A 16,438-nucleotide genomic window follows, 5' to 3' on the forward strand; every position below is an offset into this window, starting at 1 on the left:
GAGCCGCTGACGGAGGCCGACGCTCCGGTGAGGGGTGTTGACATGTGCTCGCTTGGATCCAAGTATGAGCAGAAAAAATCATGACCTTGCACGGGCCGGGTTTCGGGGTGCCAGCCCTGCTGAACCCTCACGAGGAGGCATCGGGTGCTGTCATGGCATGATCGAATGGTGAGGTTCGGCCTCGCCCTCACGGCGCCGGCGCTCGGCGCGCTCGTCGCCGTATCACCCGCGCAGGCCGCGGCCGGATCGGCCGGCGGCCCGCGCGTCACCCACGACTCCCACTCCGTGACCGTGACCGTGCCCGCGTCGTCCGGGGCGCCGGGCTACTCGGTCGACATCGCCACCGCGTCCCTGACCATCACGACCGCGCGCCGCGGGCGTACGGTGCTCGCCACGGCCGGCGGCGCCACCGGCGGCCTCCGCTTCCACGCGGGCGGCGCCTGGCAGCGGGCGACCAAGGTCACCGGCTGGACCTGGAAGAAGGGTGTTCTGCGCCTCCACGCGGCCACCACGCAGAACGGCGTCACGGCCGAGGCGCTGCTCACCCCGAAGGCCGACCGGTACGCCCTTTCCTGGAGCGTCAAGGGCGGCAGCCCCGATCAGCTCGGATTGGCGTACGACCTGAAGTCGGGCGGGCACTGGTACGGCCACGGCGAGACGGCCACCCCGCAGGGCGGCCCCGGCACCGACCAGCCCTGGCCGCTGGAGACCGGGCACGTGCACGACAACGCGTTCGGCCCCGCCTCGTACGAGATGGTCGATCCGTTCTGGTACACCTCGAGTGCCACGGGTCTGCTCGTCGACACCGGCGAGGTCATGGACGTGGCCATCAACGACGGCAGCGACGGCCTCGGCCGCTTCACGATCGACTCGGGCGGCACGTACAACGCGACGGTGTTCGTCGAGGCGAACCCCCGCGACGTGTACCGCGACCACACCGGCGTCGTCGGCAAGCCCGCGAAGAGCGACGCCCCCTACGAGCAGTACGTCAAGCCGCTGTGGAACTCCTGGGCGCAGTTCTACACGAAGGTCGACCAGAACAAGATCCTCGACTGGGCCCAGAAGCTGCACGACAACCGCATCCCCGGACACACGATCCAGCTCGACGACAAGTGGGAGTCCAACTACGGCAACCTGACCTTCGACCCGAAGACCTTCCCCGACGCCCGGGCGATGTCGGACAAGATCCATGCGATGGGCTACGACTTCGGCATCTGGGTCACGCTCTGGATCAACCTGGACTCCACGAACTACCAGTACGCCGTCGACCACGGCTACCTGCTGAAGGACAAGACCGACGGCACGAAGCCCTGCAAGGTGACCTGGTGGAACGGCACGGCCGGCATCGTCGACCTGGCCAACCCCGACGCCAAGGCGTGGTATGTCGCGAACCTCAAGAAGCTGATGAGCACCTACCGGGTGGACGGCTTCAAGTTCGACACCCGCTTCTTCGACGACAGCTGCGCGCCCGACAAGGGCTACAAGCGCGCCGACTACCAGCGGCTCGGGGCCGAACTGGCCGACGGCTTCGACCTGCAGGGCGCGGGCATCCGGACGCACTGGAGCGGGTCGCAGAAGACCGGCTTCGTCATCCGCCAGATCGACAAGGGAACGGGCTGGAACTCCCTCGCCGCCTCCGTCACCCAGAACCTCGCCATCTCCACGATCGGCTACCCGTTCGTCGAGACCGACATGATCGGTGGTTCCGGCGGCCAGCCCGCGCCGAAGAAGGACGTCCTCATCCGCTGGGCGCAGTCGGCCGCGCTGATGCCGCTGATGTACTCCTCCGCGTCGCCGGCCGGCACCAACGACGTGAAGACCGGCAAACCCGTCTCGTACGACCAGGAGACGATCGACCGCTACCGCGACGCCGTCCAGACGCACGGCCGGCTCGCCCCCTACATCTGGGACCAGGTGAAGCACAGCGTCGCCACCGGCGACCCGATCATGCGCCCGCTGTTCTTCGACTTCCCGAAGGACGCCCGGGCCTACACGGTGAACGACGAGTGGATGCTCGGCCCGGCCGTGCTGGCGGCGCCCCAGCTGACCAGCGGTACGACCCGGGACGTGTTCCTGCCGTCCGGAAAGTGGTTCGACGTGAACCACGGCACCGTCATCCAGGGCCCGAAGACGCTCCACGGCTACCGGACGCCGCTGGACGTCACCCCGGCGTTCGTCGATCTGAAGGCGGAGGGGGCGCAAAAGGCGATCAGCGCCCTCAAACGCACGCGCACGGCACCAGCGGCGAACTGAGACCGACCTGCCCGGCCGGTGACCTCGGTCACCGGCCGGGCGGCCTTCGTGGAGCCCGGCTCACGGCGACCAGCGGTCATGCCGGGGATGGAACCGTGATCCCGCGATCACCTTCTGGATCGGCGACTCCTGTTGTACGTTCGGCATCGCGCGCCGTGTACACGGCGGTTCGGGGCGGATGTCGCTGAAAGCGCAGGGATGCCGCGAAGAGCGGTGACGAGCGGAAGAGGAACATGGCGTATCTGGTCGAGTTGCCCGTGACGGTGAACGGCGAATCGGCGGAAGTGGTCAAGGTTCAGATCGCCGAGTCCGCCGACGGCCTGGTCAAGGCCGCCCGGCCGGGCCAGGTCGTCGCACGGGCCACGCGCTCGCTCGGCGAGATGCTCGCCGGCATCCGGCCCGTCGCGGAGGACTTCGTCAGCAGCTTCCGGGAGATGGTCGACGCCCCGGATGAGATCGGCGTCGAGTTCGGCATCTCCCTGTCCGCGGAGGCCGACGTGGTGATCACCAGTACGGCGGCGGAGGCCGCCTTCTCGGTGTCGCTGAAGTGGAGACCCGCAGCCAACGACTCTGGTGACCCGGCCGCGTTCTCCTCATGACCCCCGCGGGGCCGGAGGCGGCCGCCGGGCTGGGGCCTGCGGCCCTGGACACGGCGATGCTCCGGATCCACGACGCGAGCGGTGAGCCGGTCGGCGGCGGCTTCCTGGTCACCCCCGAGCTCGCGCTGACCTGCGCCCATGTCGTCTCGGCCGCCCTCGGCGCCGATCGTGGGACGCGGCCCGACGCGTCCGCCCGCCTCCGGCTGGACCTGCCGCTGCTGCCGTCCGCGCCGTCGGTCGAGGCGAGCGTCGAGCACTGGGTGCCGCCGGCGGCCGGCGCGGAGACCCTCGGCGACGTCGCCGTGCTCCGGCTCCACGAATCCCCGCCCGGCGCCCGGCCGATCCGCCTGGTGGAGGCCCGGGACCTGTGGGGACATCCGGCGCGGGCCTTCGGCTTTCCCCTGGGGCGTTCCGGCGGAGTGTGGCACTCGGGCGTACTGCGGTCGCGGCAGGCCGACGGCTGGGTGCAGGTCGACCTCACCGGGGCCGGCTACCGGGTCTCCGGGGGCTTCAGCGGCGGCCCGGTGTGGGACGAGAACCTCGCCGGCGCGGTCGGCATGATGGCGGTCGCCGAAGCGGGTGATCCGCCGGTGAGCTACCTCATCCCGACCGAGGCCCTGATGGCGGCCTGGCCGCCGCTTCGCGGGCTCGTCCTCCCCTCGTCGCCGTTCCGGGGCCTGGCGGCGTTCCAGGAGGCCGACGCCGGGGTGTTCCACGGCCGGGAGAAGGAGAGCGACGAGCTCGCGGCCATGGTGCGCGCCGAACGCCGCGTATGCCTGGTCGGTCCGTCCGGTTCCGGCAAGTCCTCGCTGGCGCTGGCGGGCGTCGTACCGCGGCTGAGGGCGGAGGGCTTCGCGGTGGCCGTGCTGCGGCCGGGTTCCGGCAGCAGTCCGTTGTCCGCGCTGGCGTCCGCGCTCCTGGCGTTGCTGGAGCCCGACCTGGGCGCCACCGAACGTCTCCTGCGGCTCCCGGGCCTCAGGGACGCGCTGGCCGACGGCGGCCTGGGTGATCTGGTCCCGCAGGTGCTGCGGAACGAGGGACGGGATCGGCTGCTGATCGTGGTCGACCAGTTCGAGGAACTGCTCGCCCAGGAGACCGAGGCGGTGGACGCGCTGGCCGGCGTGCTGTTCACCGACGCGCCGCCGGACGCCGTCCGCGTGCTCACCACCCTGCGCGCCGACTTCCTGGAGACCGCGCTGGCCCATCCCCGGATCGCCCCCGTCGTACGGCGTCCGGTCTACGTCCTCGGCGCGATGTCCGAGGAGGATCTTCGGCGGGTCGTCACCGCACCGGTCGCGGCGATCTCCGGAGTCGGCTATGAGGACCGCCTCGTCGACCGCATCCTCGCCGACACCGGCGCCGAGCCCGGAGCCCTCTCCCTGCTCGGCTTCACCCTCGACCTGCTGTGGCGGCAGCAGAGCGGTGGCCTGCTCACCCACGCCGCCTACGACGAGCTCGGCGGAGTGCCCGGAGCGCTGAGCGCGTACGCCGAGAGGGTATGGGCCGAGAGCGTTCCCTCGTCCGAGGAACCCGACGCCAAGCGGTTATTCACTCGGCTCATCAGCCTTCCGGTCGGCTCCACCACCGCGACGCGCAGGACCGCCCTGCGCTCCGAGATGAGTGCGGAGGAGTGGGACATCGCCCGGCGGCTCGCCGCGACCCGGCTTCTCGTGACCGACCGGGACGGCGAGGGCGTCGAGACGGTGGAGCTGGCCCACGAGGCGCTGATCGGCGGCTGGGACCGGCTGAGCGCCTGGGTCGCCGACGACCGCTCGTTCCTTGCCTGGCGTGGATCGCTCCAGCATGACCTGGACCGCTGGAACGACGCCGGCCGGACACCGGACCTGCTGCCGACCTCGTCCACTCTCGAGCTCGCCGATCGCTGGCCGGCCGAACGCTCGACCTACCTGAGCGACGCCGAACGCGACTATCTGCGCCAAGGCCGACTCCATCGGCGTGCGCGCGCCCGCCGGCGCCAGGTGATCCTGTCCGGACTGGCGGGTCTGGTCGCGCTGGCTCTGGTCCTGGGGTCGCTGTTCGCCTACCAGCGGCATGTCAGCGCCGGACTCGACGCGTTGGCCGACTCGCGGGCGCTGGTGCAGTCCTCGGCCGACGAGGCCTACCTGGACCCGGCGCAGTCGGTGATGCTCGCCCTCGCCGCCTACCGGGCCTCTCCCACGCAGGAGGCGCGCAACGCGCTGCTGCGGGCGTACCTCAAGTACTCCTGGTCGGACCGCACCCTTTCCGGGCTGCTCGGGCAGGTCGCCAGGATCCAGGCGAGCCGCAACGGCGACGTCCTGCTGGCGCGCACCGTCCAGGGCACGGCGACGCTGTTCACCCACGCCGCCGACGGCCGCATGCGGCAGCGGCGGCTGGACTCCGACACTCAGGTGGACTTCCCGGTGGTCGCCCCCGACGGCGAGCGGGTCGCGTTCGTCAACATCGACGGCTCCGTGGAGTGGTACGACGTGCGCGACGCCGACCGCGGCCTGGTCGGCGCGCCGCATCGGCTGCCCGCGGCGCCCGAGGTCGCCGAGAACTCGTTCGCCGACAACCGGGCGGACCTGTCGGAGGACGGCGCGCTGCTCGCCTCGGAGTCCAGCGCCCACGTCGTCTGGTGGAACCTGCGGACGGGCGGCGCGCCCCGGCGCGTGCCCGCCCCGAAGGACAACGACGGCACGGTGTGGTTCGGTCCCGACGACCGGACGGTGCTGACCGGCGTGTACCGCTCCGGTCCGTCGCATACCGAGGACGTCGTCGCCGTCGACCTGGCGACGGGCGCGAAGCGCACCGTTGCGACCGATGTCAGCGGCTTCGGGGTGTCCGGCGACGGGAACGTGGTGTCGTTCTGCCGGACCGGGGACGGCGGGGCGGCGGTGGCCGCACGGCGCGTCGCCGACGGAGCACCGGTGGGCCGGCCGTACACGCAGAAGGGCGAGAACGTCTGCCAGTTGGCCGCCACCGACGTGACCGGGCACCACGTCGCGGTCGGCGGGGCGTCCTCGATGAGCCTCATCGACCTGGACCAGGGCAGGCAGGTCTCGCAGACCCACCTGCCCGACGGGGTGGTCTCCTCCTACTACCCGCGCCTGGCGGCGACCGGCGGCGGGCCCGTGCTCATCGGCACCGCCGACACGCAGATCACCTACACGCGCCTGTCCTCCGGGCCGGGGAACATCGATGTCGGCGGCGCCGCGCTCACGCCCGACGGCGGCCGCGTCGTCTACGTCGCCAAGGACGGGTCCCGCCTGCAACTGCGCACCACCGATGGAACCGGAAGGCCGCTGGCCGAAGCCGTGCGGCCGAAGCCGTACCTCGTCCCCGACAAGGCCGACGTCCCCCGGTTCGACCGGACCGGAAGGCTGCTGGCGGAGCGGGAGGGCGAATCCCTCATCGCCGTACGCGATGCCGCCTCGCTGCGGCCGACGGCGCAGATCACCGTCCCGCCACCGCCGGTCGACACCACGTCCTCGAGCACCCTGACGTACTTCTTCGACCGGGCGGATCACCTGGTCACCGTGTCCGGCACCCGGATCCAGCTGTGGGACCCCCGGGACGGGCGGCGACTGGCCGAGTTCGATGCCACGGCGCTGCACCCGACGGTCGCCGGGGGCGTTCCGCAGCTCTACGTCAGCGAGTACACGACCGGCGACGAGGTGATCGTCCTCGCCGGCGGTGACCGGGTCGTCCACGTCCTTGACCTGCGGACCGGCCGGCTCAGGCCCGACATGACGACCGGCACCGACACGATCGCGCTCGTCTACGACCCCAGCGGACGCTACTTCGCCCTGCTCCGCCACGGCAGCGTGGTCGAACTGTGGCGGCGCCACCCCCTCCGCAGGGAACTCGGCCCACTGCCCAGCCTGGGCAATGACACCTTCGTCGCCAAGTTCCTCGACGCGCACGGCCACTTCCTGCTGGCCTCCAACGAGGCCGTGCGCGTCTACCGGGTCGGAGCCCGCGCCTACCAGCAGTCGTACGACTTCGGCGACGCGTCGGACACCATCTCGGCCACGCATTACCAGTTCCTCGACGCGTCGAGGAACGGCAGGACGGTGGTGTACGCCGACGGCGACGACGCCGGAGCGCTCGTTCTCGATCCCGGGGCGTGGGCCCGGCAGCTGTGCCGGATCATCGGTTACCGCGACTTCACCCCTGATGAGCGCGCGGGCCTGCCGGTGCGAGTGCCCGGCGGGCCCACGTGCTCGGATACGAGTCATTGATCCGCCGACGTCAGCTCGCGGGGGACCAGTAGTCACCGGCCATGACGATGTAGACGAGCATCTTGATCGTCTCGCCGTAGTACGTGTCGCCGTACGGGTTGGTGGCCAGGAAGTTCCACAGCTTGTCCGTCCAGGCCTGGTCGCCGGCGGCCATGGCGGCCACGCCGACCGGGTCGTTGGCGGCCTCGGACTGGTCGTCGGTCTGGGTCGGGCTGCCGTCGAGCTTGGTGTGCGGGTAGATCTTCGCCGGGTCGCCGCCCGCGTGGCTCTTGTAGCTCGCCGACTCCTTCGTGGCGACGCCGACGCTCACCGACGACCCGTACAGCAGGGCGTCGGTTCCCATGTGCCACGGCACGCGCACGGAGTTGTAGCCGACGATGTTGTCCGGCTGGCTCTCCTGGTAGTCGGCGGGCGCCGGCTGCGGGCTGCTGGTGTTGGCCTTCACCACGAAGTCCGACAGGAGGTTCGCGGTGGGGGAGTACTTCGCGGTGAACGCCTTGATGACCGCCTCGGTGCGCGTGACGACCTTGTTCCAGTCGTGGGCGGTGTCGTAGGCGGCGAAGGCGCGCAGGTGGTCGAGCATGTGGTCGGACGGGCGGGTGTCGGTGTTCGGCCCGTCGTCCTCGCACTTGAGGTGCCCGTCGGAGGCGACGTCGGCGGCGTAGAGCTTGGCCAGCCAGTCGTTGGCCGCGCTGGTGTAGCCGCCCCACTGCTTGTCGGCGAGGATCAGGCCGTACCCGACGTCCAGGTCGCCGTCCGTGGCGCCGTCGGGCGTGCCCGAGTCGGCGTACTTGCAGGAACTGCCGTCGATCTTCCACTCCATCATGCCCTGGGAGTCGCGGTGGGTGGACACCACGTGCCACAGCCCGTCGAACTCCGTCTTGGCGTCGGCGTCGTAGCCGGCCATGAGCGGCACGATGTTCATGCCGTAGCCCTGCGCCTCGGAGACAGTGCCCTTGTTCGGGGCGTCCCCGGTGGCGTAGACGAGGTAGCCGCCGCAGGCGGCGCGCAGGTACTTGCTCTTCCAGGAGCCGTACTGCTTCGTGACGGCGGCGTCGCGCGCGGACTGGCTCGCGGACGGCATGACGCCCGTCTTGTACGTCACATGCGTCGGGAACGGGTGGGCGGGGGTCGCGGCCGCGACGGCCTGCTGGGCCGTGGCCGCCGGAGCGGCGCCGGCCTGGCCGGTCGCGGCGACGAGGGGGAGTGAGATGACGGCGACCGCGGTCGCGAGGGCAGTCGACCGGCCCCTTCTGTGGGACATGCGGGCCTCCTCGGCGGGGGACTGCGCCGCCGGGTCGGCACGCCGACATCCGACGGATGTTAGGAAGGTTTCCTAACAAGCTCCGAGGATGAGTCCACTTCGCGCGCGCGTCAAGAGGAGTCGGCGAATCGGTTGAGAGGAGGAAGGGGCCGGCCGGGGCCTCCGGCCGGCGACATCCCGTCAGTGGTGGCGGTGGTGCACCACGACATGGTGGACGACGTGGTGATGCACCACGTGGTGATGAGAGTGACCGCAGGCCGACAGCGTCAGCAACGCGGGGGTGAGCGCCACGACCGCCACCGCTGCCAGTCGGATCCGCCGAACCATCACGTCATTCCTCCGAGGGTCGTACTTCAGGCTCTATCCAGCTTTTCCGGATGAAGCCTTCCATGAACGACAAGGTAGACGCGAGGCGGGGTGGATCGGTTCCCGCGAACTTCGGTTCAGAGTCCCATACAGGCCAGAGCCCGCTGGAAGGCGGCCTTCTGCCCGTCGGCCTGCCCCGCGGCCCCGAGCAGTTCCGCCAGGTCGAACCACGCGCGGGCGGCGGGCCGGTGCGCCTCCATCTTCTCCAGGTACTCCACCGCCTGGGAGAACGCGGCGACCCCTTCCTCGCGGAGCCCGAGGCGCACCTGCGCGTCACCCAGGACGGTGTAGGCCTCGGCGATGGCCATTCCGGCGGTCTCGCTGAGCATGTCGGTCGCCCGCCGCGCCAGCGCCGCGGCCTCGATCGGCCGCCCGAGCGCGATCTCGGCTCGCGCCTGGTACATGAGGCACCACGCGATGTCGACCGTGCTGGCCGAACCGGAGACCATCTCACCCTCGGCCTGGTCCAGCAGCTCCCGGGCGTGCTCGGCCTGTTCGGGGTGGGCGCGCAGCATGAAGTAGGCGTACGCCATCCGCAGCCGGGGCAGGTTGCGCGGATCGTTCTCCTCGCCGAGCAGGGCGATCGCGCGTTCGGACAGCTTGAGCGCCTCCTGGGCGTCGCTGCGCAGATCCGCGACCCACGCGGCGTTCCAGTACGCGGCCATCAGCGCGCGCGGGCTGCCGATGGCCTCCGCGCGCTCGATGAGGATCTCCGCGAGCTGTCTCGCGTACGCCAGATCGCCGCGCATCTCGTAGCCGGCCAGGATGGTGGAGCCGAGCATCACCATCGTGTCGGTCCACGGACCGCCGGCCGCGGTCAGCCGCTCGAGGGCGTCCTCGCCGACCTGGATGCTGAGGGCCAGATCCCCGCGCTCGCGGTGGCAGCGGCTCAGCGCGGTGTGGACCTCGGCCCATCGCTCGGGTTCCGACAGCGGGGAGAGCGTCTCGGTCGCGAGCTCGAGGTCGGTGATCGCCTCCTCGAGCGCTCCGGTCGCCTCGAGGGCCAGCGCGTGACCCCAGCGGGCATCGTGCGCGAGCGCGGGCAGGTCGGCGAGGGCGGGGTCGGCGAGGACCTCGGAGAAGCGGATGCGTGCCTCGGCGGCGGCGCCGTTCTGCAGGGCGATCTGCGCGTACCCCAGCGTCTCGCGGAGCCCGCTGATGGTCTCCTCGGTGACCCCGGTGAGCAGGTACGACTCGGAGCAGCCGAGCTTGCGGGCCAGGAGTGCCACCATGCTCGGCGCGGGGCTGCGCTTGCCGCTTTCGATGAGTGACACGTAGCTGTCGGAGAGTTCCGGCCAGGCCAGCTGGGCCTGCGAAAGTTGCTTGCGCAACCGCAAGTTACGAACCCGTTCCCCGAGCGATTCTTGACCTGGCATCCCGTCCGCCTCTACAAGAAAATGACAGAACCACACGAAAGGATAGAAAACAATGTCACACCTTCGCAGGGTCATCGCCCTGTTCGTGTTGGCTATAGTCACTTCACTCGTCGGTGTACAGGCGGTCGGCACCGTCTCCGCGTCCGCGGACACGGCGTCGCCGGGTGACGCGTTCAGCCGGTGCTGCTGACCGACCTTCCGGCTCCGCAGACGCGCCGGTAAGCGCGCGTCTGCAACCGGTCCGGCGATGACTCTCGAGGAGCTGCGCATCCCAGGCACCCCCGGTATGACCGGGGACCCGGGCTGTGAGGCCGAGAGTCGTGGCCATCATCGCCGGACCGTTCGTGTCGGCGCGCCATCGGAATTACCGGCGTGCCTCCTCTGTTGTGCTGGGGGCGGGTGGCCTGATAGGACCCGTTGACCCCGACACCGAGGAGCTGTGACATGGCGACGACGACGCTGACCGCCGAGAATTTCGACAAGACCGCGAGCGGCGACGGCATCGTGCTGGTCGACTTCTGGGCCAGCTGGTGTGGGCCGTGCAAGATGTTCGCGCCCATCTACGAGGAGGCGTCCGCCACGCACGAGGACATCGTCTTCGGCAAGGTCGACACCGAGGCCGAACAGGACCTGGCGATGCGCTTCGACATCCGGTCCATCCCGACGATCATGGCGGTCCGCGACGGGGTGATCGTGTTCTCCCAGCCCGGCGCGCTCCCCGCCGAGTCCCTCGAGAGCCTCATCGAGCAGGTACGCGCCCTCGACATGGACGACGTGCGCAGCCGCCTGGCCAAGAAGGCCTGACCGCTCCCGCCGGTCCCGCCCGGCACCGCCACCGACCGCGGACCGGCGTCACCGCCGGTCCGTCCTGATCGGGACAGGATCGGGATCAGGCCAGGATCGGGATCAGGCAGAGCCCGAAGACGGCGTAGAAACCGGCCGCCAGAGTCAGGGTCCGGGCGTTGAAGCGGCCCGTCCTGAGCATCGCCAGCAGGAACACCATGGCCGCCATCGTGACCACTCCGGACAGGAGCAGGGCGCCGTCGAACCGCCACGGCGTGAACAGGATGCCCAGCCCGGACGGCACGGTCGCCTGGATCATCATCGCGCCGCTGATGTTGGCCAGGGCAAGCGGAGTCTTGCCCTGGCGGACCCAGATCACGGCGTTCATGATCTCGGGCAGCTCGGTGGCGATGGGGGAGAGCAGCAGCGCGGTGACCGCCGCGGGCAGGCCGATCATCGGGCCGATCGCGTCGAGCTGGTGCACGAACAGCTGTGACGCGAAGAAGATGATCACAAGGGTGACGACGCTCTGCGTGACGACGGCCCACGTCGCCGGCGTCTCGCGGCGGCGCTGCAGGAGCAGCGGCTCCAGGTCCGCGCCGTCGCCGTGCTCGCCGCCGTCGCGCAGCTCCCGCCAGAAGTAGACCGCGTACGCGGCGAAGAAGAGCAGGCCGAGCCAGGGCTTGAACGCGAAGGCCACCAGGCCCAGCGCCACCTTCACCACGAAGATGGCGAGGAACCACCGCTGGTCGCGCGCGAGCTTGCCGGTGTCGCCCAGGTCGTCGCCCGGCGTGCCGACCGTCGTGTCCTCGGTGGCCGCGCCGGATCCGCCGCCGACGGGGGCGGCCGTACGGGCGGCGGCCTGGAGCTTCCGGCGGGTGGTCAGCATCATGAAGCCGGTCACGCCGTACGCGACGGTGGCCAGGGCGAGGGGGCCGCCCATCGCGGCTCCGACACCGATGTCCTTCTGCGCCTCGCCGGAGCCGAAAACCACGGCGACGAACGTCACAACGCTCTCCGGAAGCGCCGTGCCGAACGCGGCGAGCAGGGTCCCGACGGCGAGCGGTCCGACCTTCAACCGGACGCCCAGCCATTCCACGGCGTTGACGAACCACTCGCAGGACAAGTAGATCGCGACGGCGCATGCCAGCAGGATCACGACGTGCAGCATGAGTTCCTCATCGATCGGGACACCGTGAGACAAGAAAAGAGACCTCGGCTCACGGTGAACAGCGGTCACCGACAGCCGAAGGTCTCGTCCACCCCTGTCATGGGGCCCGGGCACCGGGAGCGCTGAGCGCTCCAGTATGTCGACGACCGGCCGGCGGGACTACTCCCCTTCGCCGCGTCCAGCTTACTCGACGGTCCGGCGTCCCGCTTCCGGGCACGGACAGGTCCGGCGTTCCGCGATACTCAATTCGTTCCCACTCATCCGCGCCGATCACGGGAGTGTCCGCCGCATGTCCAACGAACCGTCCGCATCCGGAGCTCCGCTATTCGGACCCGATCGGCGGCGGTTCTTCCTGGTCGGTGCCGTTGCCGCGGCCGGGCTGGGCACGGGCATCGGCCTGCTCTCCGAGAGCAACACGCGCGCGTCGGTGAACCGCCACGGCGCCGCGGCGCCGGGAACGCTCGCGGCCCGCTCCCGCTATCTGCAGATCGTCGCCCACGAGGACGACGACCTGCTGTTCATGACGCCGGACCTGTCGGAGTCGCTGCGCGCCGGATCGCCGCACCTGACCGTCTACCTCAGCGCGGGGGAGAGCAAGGCCGGCGTCCCGCCCGACACCCATGACGTGAACGCCTACGTCGCCGAACGCGAGACCGGCCTGCGGACGGCCTACGCCCTCATGCTCGGTGTCCGCGACCGGTGGCGGCAGGAGACCCTCACGGCCGGCTCGATGCGGCTGCAGTCGTACACCCTCGTCGACCGGCCCGACATCCGGCTGGTGTTCATGCTCGTGCCGGACGGGCGCGACCCGCGCGCCAGCCTGAGCTGGCACACCCTGGGCAAGCTGTGGAGCGCCGCCGACCATCCGGAGCTGTGCGGCTGGACCCAGGCGCCCGAGGGCTCGCCGTACCGGCGCTGCCTGACCCGGGAGGACATCCTCACCGCGCTCACCGACCTGATGCAGAGCTTCCGGCCGACCGTCGTACGCTCCCAGGACATCGCGCCCGACGAGCGGTACAGCGCGGACCACCCCGATCACATCGCCGCCGCCCACTTCGCCGGCGAGGCCGTGCGCCGCTACGCCGCACGCCACTCCGACCGGCTCGTGCTGCAGGTCAACTACCGCGACTACAACATCCGCAACCTGGCGGTGAACCTCAGCGAGGCCGACAACAAGTTCAAGCAGCGCGTGTTCGCGGCGTACTCCGCGCACGACTACCGCATCAACGCCGAGAACCCCCACTGGGACGCCTACGAGGCGCGGATGGTCTACCGGTGGCCGCGCGGCACCGGGTTCACCGCGATGGACACCGTGTACGCGGTCGGCGGGGGCCGCCTGGTCGCCTGGCGGCGTACGGGCGGCCGCTGGTCGAGCCCCCGGTTCCTCGGCGATCCGGGCGGCCCGCTGGCGCCGGCGGTGGCCGCCGCCGGGCCGGTGGTGCTCGGCCTGCGCTCCGACACCGGGGAGGTCGTCGCGTTCGACCAGGGGGGCTGGCGGTCCCTCGGCCGCCCGGACCCGGCGAAGATCCGCAACCAGGCCGGCGCCCCGGTGGCCGTGGTCGACGGCTCGGGGATGGTCGCGGTGTTCGTCCGCAACGGGCGCGGGGGCGTCAGCGCACGGTTCCTCGGCGCGGGCGGCTGGAGCCACAAGTGGACGGACCTGCCGGGCATCGACATGCGACAGGTCGTCTCCCCCGAGCCGAAGAAGAAGCACCTGCGGTATGGCGACGTCCAGGACGGCCTGGCGGCGGTCGTCACCGACGGCGGGCTGATCGAGCTGTTCGCCGCGACCCGCTCGCAGGTCCTGTGGTGGCGCCAGCACGCGCAGGGCAAGCCTCTCGTCTTCGCGGGCACCCTCCCGGTGGCCGGGGCGATCGCGCCGCTCGCCGCCGAGCTGGCCGGTGGCCGGATCAGGGTCCTGTTCCGCGAGCCGTGGACCGCGCGGACAATGACGATCTCCCGTCAGGTCGCGGCCAAGCTCTGGGACACTCCGGCGGTCGTCAACGCCGCGCGGGGCCTCGACGGCGAGCCGCCGGTCACCGGGCGGCCGCCGCGGATGCAATTGGTCGGGGTTCCCGCGCCACTGCCGGTCAGCGGGGAGCTGTGCGCTCTGGGCGCCGACGGGCGGCTGCACGTCGCCGCGCGCGCTCACGGCGAGAAAGCCGCGTGGCGGGCCATCGGCCGCTGATATACCCTGAGCGCATGGCGGCCATATTCGAGACGACGACGCCGGGCGAGCCCCGGCGCGACGGCTGCCTGCACTGACTTGACGGCCGAGGCCCCGGGAGCGATCCCGGGGCCTCGCTGCTTCCCGGCTCGCTCCCGCCACACGAGAGGAGCGATCATGGAGCCGATGGCGTCCGCCGGACCCGCACAGTCGATAGCATCTGAAGCTGATATCCCTGACCATCAAGGAGTTTCCGTGTCTGAGCTGCGCATCACCCTCGGCGGAAGCGAGCGTGTGGTGGCGGCCGGCACCACCGCCGGAGAAGCGCTCGACGCCGACGGCCGCACCGTGATCGCCGCCCGCGTCGGAGGCCAGGCCCGCGACCTGGCGTACGCCCTGCATGATGGCGACGTCGTCGAGCCGATCCAGATCGACTCGCCCGAGGGCCGTGCCATCATGCGTCACTCCGCCGCGCACGTCATGGCGCAGGCGGTGCAGGAGCTGTTCCCCGAGGCCAAGCTCGGCATCGGCCCGCCCGTCGAGAACGGCTTCTACTACGACTTCGACGTCGCCGAGCCGTTCCAGCCCGACGACCTCAAGCGCATCGAGAAGAAGATGCGCGAGATCGTCAAGCAGGGGCAGCGGTTCTCGCGCCGGGTCGTCGCCGACGACGACGCCCGCGAGGAGCTCGCCGCCGAGCCGTACAAGCTGGAGCTCATCGGTCTCAAGGGCGCCGCCGCGGACGAGGAGAGCGTGGAGGTCGGCGGCGGCGAGCTGACCATCTACGACAACCTCGACGCCAAGTCCGGCGACCTGCGCTGGAAGGACCTGTGCCGCGGCCCGCACCTGCCGTCCACCCGGGTCATCCCCGCGTTCAAGCTGATGCGGGCCGGCGGCGCGTACTGGCGGGGCAGCGAGAAGAACCCACAGCTTCAGCGCATCTACGGCACCGCGTGGGAGTCCCGGGAGAAGCAGGACGAGTACCTGAGCTTCCTGGAGGAGGCCGAGAAGCGCGACCACCGCAAGCTCGGCGCCGAGCTGGACCTGTTCTCCTTCCCGCCCGAGCTGGGCAGCGGGCTGCCCGTCTTCCACCCCAAGGGCGGCATCGTCCGTAAGGAGATGGAGGACTACATGCGGCGGCGGCAGCAGGAGGCGGGCTACGAGTTCGTCAACACCCCGCACATCACCAAGTCGTCGCTCTTCGAGATCTCCGGCCACCTGCCGTACTACGGCGACGACATGTTCTCGCCGTTCGAGGTGGACGAGGTCGAGTACCGGGTCAAGCCGATGAACTGCCCGATGCACAACCTGATCTTCCGGGCGCGCGGGCGGTCCTACCGCGAGCTGCCGCTGCGGATGTGCGAGTTCGGCTCGGTGTACCGGTACGAGAAGTCGGGCGTGGTGCACGGCCTCACCCGCGTGCGCGGCATGACCCAGGACGACTCGCACATCTACACCACCAAGGAGCAGATGGGCGACGAGATCAAGTCGCTGCTGGGCTTCGTGCTCAGCGTGCTGCGCGACTTCGGTCTCTCCGAGTTCTTCCTGGAGCTTTCCACCAAGGACGACTCCGACAAGTTCATCGGCGACGACGCGGACTGGGCGGAGGCGACCGAGGCGCTGCGCCAGGCGGCCGAGGAGTCCGGGCTGGATCTGGTGGACGACCCGGGCGGGGCCGCGTTCTACGGTCCGAAGATCTCCGTGCAGGCCAAGGACGCCATCGGCCGGACCTGGCAGCTGTCGACCATCCAGCTCGACTTCAACCAGCCCAAGCGCTTCGGCCTGGAGTACCAGGCGGCCGACGGCACCCGGCAGACCCCGGTGATGATCCACCGCGCGCTGTTCGGGTCGATCGAGCGGTTCTTCGGCGTGCTCCTCGAGCACTACGCGGGCGCGCTCCCGCCGTGGCTGGCCCCGGTGCAGGCGGTCGGCATCCCCATCTCCGACGACCACGTCCCACACCTGCAGAAGATCGCTTCCAAGCTGCGCGACCGGGGCATCCGGGTGGAGGTCGACACCTCCAGCGACCGGATGCAGAAGAAGATCCGCAACGCGCAGAAGCAGAAGGTGCCGTACATGCTGCTGGCCGGCGACGACGACGTCGCCAAGGACGCCGTGTCGTTCCGCTACCGCAACGGCGAGCAGAAGAACGGCATCCCCATCGACGAGGCCGTCGAGGAGATCGTCAAGGCCGTCGAGAGCCGCGTCCAGATCTGAGCCGTCCATGATCCCTGGC

At 70.5% G+C, this 16,438-nt stretch carries 10 protein-coding genes; 6 read left to right on the forward strand and 4 right to left on the reverse strand.

Annotated elements, in window-relative coordinates:
• Positions 1 to 165: 165 nt before the first annotated feature.
• From ACQP2O_RS21855 to ACQP2O_RS21865, 3 genes are all read left to right on the forward strand, one after another.
• Positions 166 to 2,253 (forward strand): glycoside hydrolase family 31 protein, encoded by a 2,088-nt coding sequence (locus ACQP2O_RS21855; protein WP_433188104.1) that lies wholly within the window; start codon positions 166 to 168, stop codon positions 2,251 to 2,253.
• A gap of 233 nt (positions 2,254 to 2,486) precedes the next feature.
• Positions 2,487 to 2,852 carry a CU044_2847 family protein gene (locus tag ACQP2O_RS21860; RefSeq protein WP_433188107.1) on the forward strand — a complete coding sequence of 122 codons (366 nt, stop codon included), beginning with the start codon at positions 2,487 to 2,489 and terminating at the stop codon, positions 2,850 to 2,852.
• Positions 2,849 to 7,075 carry a trypsin-like peptidase domain-containing protein gene (locus ACQP2O_RS21865; RefSeq protein WP_433188109.1) on the forward strand — a complete coding sequence of 1,409 codons (4,227 nt, stop codon included), beginning with the start codon at positions 2,849 to 2,851 and terminating at the stop codon, positions 7,073 to 7,075. The genes ACQP2O_RS21860 and ACQP2O_RS21865 overlap by 4 nt, the downstream gene beginning before the upstream one ends.
• A 10-nt stretch (positions 7,076 to 7,085) precedes the next feature.
• Here the strand turns inward: ACQP2O_RS21865 and ACQP2O_RS21870 are convergent, their stop codons facing one another.
• From ACQP2O_RS21870 to ACQP2O_RS21880, 3 genes are all read right to left on the reverse strand, one after another.
• A complete protein-coding gene (locus tag ACQP2O_RS21870; protein WP_433188112.1) occupies positions 7,086 to 8,339 on the reverse strand; it encodes a glycosyl hydrolase family 8 in 1,254 nt (417 codons plus the stop codon).
• A gap of 180 nt (positions 8,340 to 8,519) precedes the next feature.
• Positions 8,520 to 8,666, reverse strand: a complete 147-nt coding sequence (locus ACQP2O_RS21875; RefSeq protein WP_433188115.1) for a hypothetical protein — start codon at positions 8,664 to 8,666, stop codon at positions 8,520 to 8,522.
• A gap of 116 nt (positions 8,667 to 8,782) precedes the next feature.
• A complete protein-coding gene (locus ACQP2O_RS21880) occupies positions 8,783 to 10,081 on the reverse strand; it encodes a helix-turn-helix domain-containing protein (protein WP_433188117.1) in 1,299 nt (432 codons plus the stop codon).
• A gap of 444 nt (positions 10,082 to 10,525) precedes the next feature.
• Between ACQP2O_RS21880 and trxA the strand changes: the two genes are divergently transcribed.
• Positions 10,526 to 10,885 carry a thioredoxin gene (gene trxA / locus ACQP2O_RS21885; RefSeq protein ID WP_433188120.1) on the forward strand — a complete coding sequence of 120 codons (360 nt, stop codon included), beginning with the start codon at positions 10,526 to 10,528 and terminating at the stop codon, positions 10,883 to 10,885.
• Positions 10,886 to 10,970: 85 nt separating this feature from the next.
• On the opposite strand, the gene ACQP2O_RS21890 is transcribed toward trxA, so the two are convergent.
• A complete protein-coding gene (locus tag ACQP2O_RS21890) occupies positions 10,971 to 12,035 on the reverse strand; it encodes a sodium:calcium antiporter (RefSeq protein ID WP_433188123.1) in 1,065 nt (354 codons plus the stop codon).
• A 289-nt stretch (positions 12,036 to 12,324) separates the two neighbouring features.
• Between ACQP2O_RS21890 and ACQP2O_RS21895 the strand changes: the two genes are divergently transcribed.
• Together ACQP2O_RS21895 and thrS are read left to right on the forward strand one after the other, a co-directional pair.
• Entirely contained in the window at positions 12,325 to 14,223 is a 1,899-nt protein-coding gene (locus ACQP2O_RS21895; RefSeq protein WP_433188125.1) for a PIG-L family deacetylase, read from the forward strand.
• A gap of 234 nt (positions 14,224 to 14,457) precedes the next feature.
• A complete protein-coding gene (gene thrS, locus ACQP2O_RS21900; protein WP_433188128.1) occupies positions 14,458 to 16,419 on the forward strand; it encodes a threonine--tRNA ligase in 1,962 nt (653 codons plus the stop codon).
• The last annotated feature ends 19 nt before the right edge of the window (positions 16,420 to 16,438 follow it).

Source organism: Actinoallomurus sp. CA-150999, from assembly GCF_050942425.1.
GTDB lineage: Bacteria > Actinomycetota > Actinomycetes > Streptosporangiales > Streptosporangiaceae > Actinoallomurus.

Coding starts and splice junctions, on each gene's coding strand:
- ACQP2O_RS21895 (WP_433188125.1), top strand. CDS start 12,325: ATGTCCAACGAACCGTCCGCATCCGGAGCTCCGCTATTCGGACCCGAT.
- ACQP2O_RS21875 (WP_433188115.1), bottom strand. CDS start 8,666: ATGGTTCGGCGGATCCGACTGGCAGCGGTGGCGGTCGTGGCGCTCACC.
- ACQP2O_RS21890 (WP_433188123.1), bottom strand. CDS start 12,035: ATGCTGCACGTCGTGATCCTGCTGGCATGCGCCGTCGCGATCTACTTG.
- ACQP2O_RS21870 (WP_433188112.1), bottom strand. CDS start 8,339: ATGTCCCACAGAAGGGGCCGGTCGACTGCCCTCGCGACCGCGGTCGCC.
- trxA (WP_433188120.1), top strand. CDS start 10,526: ATGGCGACGACGACGCTGACCGCCGAGAATTTCGACAAGACCGCGAGC.
- ACQP2O_RS21860 (WP_433188107.1), top strand. CDS start 2,487: ATGGCGTATCTGGTCGAGTTGCCCGTGACGGTGAACGGCGAATCGGCG.
- ACQP2O_RS21865 (WP_433188109.1), top strand. CDS start 2,849: ATGACCCCCGCGGGGCCGGAGGCGGCCGCCGGGCTGGGGCCTGCGGCC.
- ACQP2O_RS21855 (WP_433188104.1), top strand. CDS start 166: ATGGTGAGGTTCGGCCTCGCCCTCACGGCGCCGGCGCTCGGCGCGCTC.
- ACQP2O_RS21880 (WP_433188117.1), bottom strand. CDS start 10,081: ATGCCAGGTCAAGAATCGCTCGGGGAACGGGTTCGTAACTTGCGGTTG.